1 protein-coding gene and 1 pseudogene are annotated in these 3,116 nt (G+C 70.9%); both read left to right on the top strand.

What is annotated here, in order from left to right; genetic code table 11:
• Window positions 1-184 precede the first annotated feature (184 nt).
• The gene (locus EHS43_RS41190; RefSeq protein ID WP_125195631.1) at window positions 185-2,866 is read left to right on the top strand and encodes a flippase-like domain-containing protein; all 2,682 of its coding nucleotides are present in this window, start codon (window positions 185-187) and stop codon (window positions 2,864-2,866) included.
• Between the two features lie 82 nt (window positions 2,867-2,948).
• Window positions 2,949-3,116 (top strand): annotated as a pseudogene (locus EHS43_RS48490) (alpha/beta hydrolase); the annotation flags it as partial.

Below are 3,116 nucleotides of genomic sequence, written 5' to 3'. Positions count from 1 at the left end.
GCCCCATCCTGCCCCACCCCACCGACAATGTGACGGGCTCGCGACCGTGCGTATCCCTCGCCCGGCGTCGGCGCTTGCGGCAGACTGTGCGCCCCCGCATGTGCACCCTGACACCCCCCGGTGTCGGTGGGGCATGCCACCATCGTGCGGGCGGTGACTGGTGATACGAGATCAAGAAGAGACGATGAAGCCACAGGGTGTGCACCCGGAGGACGCCGAGGGCACCTCTGACGCTTCGTCGCGCCCGGACACCGCCGAGGACAAGGAAGCGCACGTCGACGCGGTCGAGAGCGACGAACCGCTGCTCCCCGCGCGCGTGCACCGGCCCTCGGACCTGATGCGGCTGCTGGTCGGCGTGCTGGCCGTGGTGGTGCTGCTCGCGATCGCCGCGTTCGCGCACGGGACCACCTCGGGCCTCGAACAGGACATCAACAAGGGCACCGGACAGGCGCCCGATCTGCTCATCAAGATCGCCGGTCTCGCCTCCAGCATCGCGATCCTCCTGGTCCCCGTGGCGTTCGCGATCGAGCGGCTGATCAAGCGCGACGGACTGCGGATCGCCGACGGTGTGCTCGCCGCGGTCCTCGCCCACGGTGTGACGCTCGCCACCGATCTGTGGGTCGCCAAGGGTGCCCCCGACTCGATCCAGGAGGCGCTCACCCAGCCCTCCCCCGGTGACATCCACGCCCTCACCGACCCGGTGCACGGCTATCTGGCGCCCGTCATCGCCTATATGACGGCCGTCGGCATGTCCCGCAGGCCGCGCTGGCGGGCGGTGCTGTGGATCGTGCTGATGCTCGACGCGTTCTCGATGCTCGTCACCGGCTACACCACACCGTTCTCGATCATCCTGACGGTGCTGATCGGCTGGACGGTCGCCTACGGCACGCTCTACGCGGTCGGCTCGCCCAATGTCCGGCCCACCGGGCAGACGCTGATCGCGGGCCTCAGGACCGTCGGCTTCCGCCCGGTCAGCGCGGCCCGCCAGGACGCCTCGGAGACCGCGGAGAGCGGCGACCGCGGCCGGCGCTACTTCGTCACCCTGGAGGACGGCCCGCCGCTGGACGTGACGGTGGTCGACCGGGAACAGCAGGCACAGGGCTTCTTCTACCGTGTGTGGCGCAACCTCACCCTGCGCGGCTTCGCCACCCGCAGCAGCCTCCAGTCGCTCAGACAGGCCCTGGAGCAGGAGGCGCTGCTCGCCTACGCGGCGATCGCGGCCGGCGCCAACGCGCCCAAGCTGATCGCCACCTCCGAACTCGGCCCCGACGCGGTGATGCTCGTCTACGAGCACACCGGCGGGCGCACGCTCGAGTCGCTGGCGGAGGAGGAGATCACCGACGAACTGCTGCGCAACACCTGGCGCCAGGTGCAGGCGCTGCAGTCGCGGCGCATCGCGCACCGCAGGCTCGCGGGTGACGCGATCTTGGTGGATCGTTCCGGCGCGGTGATCCTCACCGACCTGCGCGGTGGTGAGATCGCTGCCAGCACCCTGCTGCTGCGCATGGACGTCGCCCAACTGGTGACGACCCTGGGACTGCTGGCGGGCGCGGAACGCGCGGTGGCCTCGGCGGTCAGCGTCCTCGGCCCCGACGCCGTGGCCGACTGTCTGCCGATGCTCCAGCCCATCGCGCTGACGCGCTCCACGCGCGCGACCCTGCGCAGACTGGCCCGCGAGCGCGCACAGCGCGAGCGCGAGGCCGTCCTGGAGGCGTCCCAGCAGGCCAAGCAGGCCCGGCTGGAGGAGGCACCCGAGGAAGCCAGGCCCGTTCTCGAGAAGCCCGACAAGAAGACCGTCAAGGCGGAGGCCCGGGCGGAGAAGCGGGCCATCGACGAGGCCATCGAGGAGGCGCGCGAGGAGGACCTGCTGACGCAGATCCGCCACCAGGTGCTGCTGATCAGGCCGCAGGCGCCGGTCGAACCGGCCCGTCTGGAGCGGGTCAAGCCGCGCACGCTGATCAGCTTCATCGCGGGTGCCATCGGCGCGTACTTCCTGCTGACGCAGCTCACCCACATCGAGTTCGGGCCCCTCGTCGCCAACGCCGAGTGGGGCTGGGTCGCAGCCGCCGTCCTGTTCTCGGCGGGCAGCTACTTCGCCGCCGCCATGGCGCTGCTGGGCTTCGTGCCCGAGCGGGTGGGGTTCCTGCGGACGGTGGCGGCCCAGGTCGCCGGTTCGTTCGTGAAGATCGTCGCCCCGGCCGCGGTGGGCGGCGTGGCGCTCAACACGCGCTTCCTGCAACGCCAGGGAGTGCGGCCGGGACTCGCGGTGGCCAGTGTCGGCGCCTCGCAGCTGTTCGGGCTCGGCTGCCACATCCTGATGCTGTTGTCCTTCGGCTACCTGACCGGGACCGAGAAGACACCGTCGCTGTCGCCGTCGCGAACCGTCATCGCGGGTCTGCTGACGGTGGCGGTGCTCGTGCTGGTGGTCACCTCGGTGCCGTTCCTCAGGAAGTTCGTCGTCACGCGCGTGAGGTCGCTGTTCGCGGGTGTCGTGCCGCGCATGCTGGACGTGCTCCAGCGGCCGCAGAAGCTGATCACCGGCATCGGCGGCATGCTGCTGCTGACCGCCTGCTTCGTGATGTGCCTGGACGCCTCCATCCGCGCCTTCGGCAGTCAGGGCACCTCGATCAGCATCGCCAGCGTCGCCGTCGTCTTCCTGGCCGGCAACGCGCTCGGTTCGGCGGCACCGACACCGGGCGGCGTGGGCGCCGTGGAGGCCACCTTGACGGTCGGTCTCATCGCCGTGGGTCTCCCCAAGGAGGTCGCCGCGCCGGCCGTCCTGCTGTTCCGTCTGCTGACGCTGTGGCTGCCCGTGCTGCCGGGCTGGCTGGCCTTCAACCAGCTGTCCCGAAAGGGCGCCCTGTAGTCCCTCCCGTCCCGGCTGTAACAGGTACCTCGTACGGCTCGTGCTCCGCGCGCCCCCGTGCGAGGACGCGCAGGATGGGTTCATGCCGAACCCCCCTCGACCGCGTTTCACCGCCCTGGCCGCCACCGTCCTTCTGCTGGCCTCGGCGCTCGCGGGCTGCGGCGACAACTCCGGGAACGAGGACCTGTCGGCCCAGAAACTCAACTGGAAGGACTGCCCTGCCCCCTCCCCCGCCGAGGGCGGCGGCGAG

It is taken from the genome of Streptomyces sp. RP5T (assembly GCF_003933965.1).
In the GTDB taxonomy this organism is placed as follows: Bacteria; Actinomycetota; Actinomycetes; order Streptomycetales; family Streptomycetaceae; genus Streptomyces.
The sequence above is the reverse complement of the archived record's forward strand: the minus strand, read 5'-3'. Positions and strand labels throughout refer to the sequence as shown.

Coding starts and splice junctions, on each gene's coding strand:
- EHS43_RS41190 (WP_125195631.1), top strand. CDS start 185: ATGAAGCCACAGGGTGTGCACCCGGAGGACGCCGAGGGCACCTCTGAC.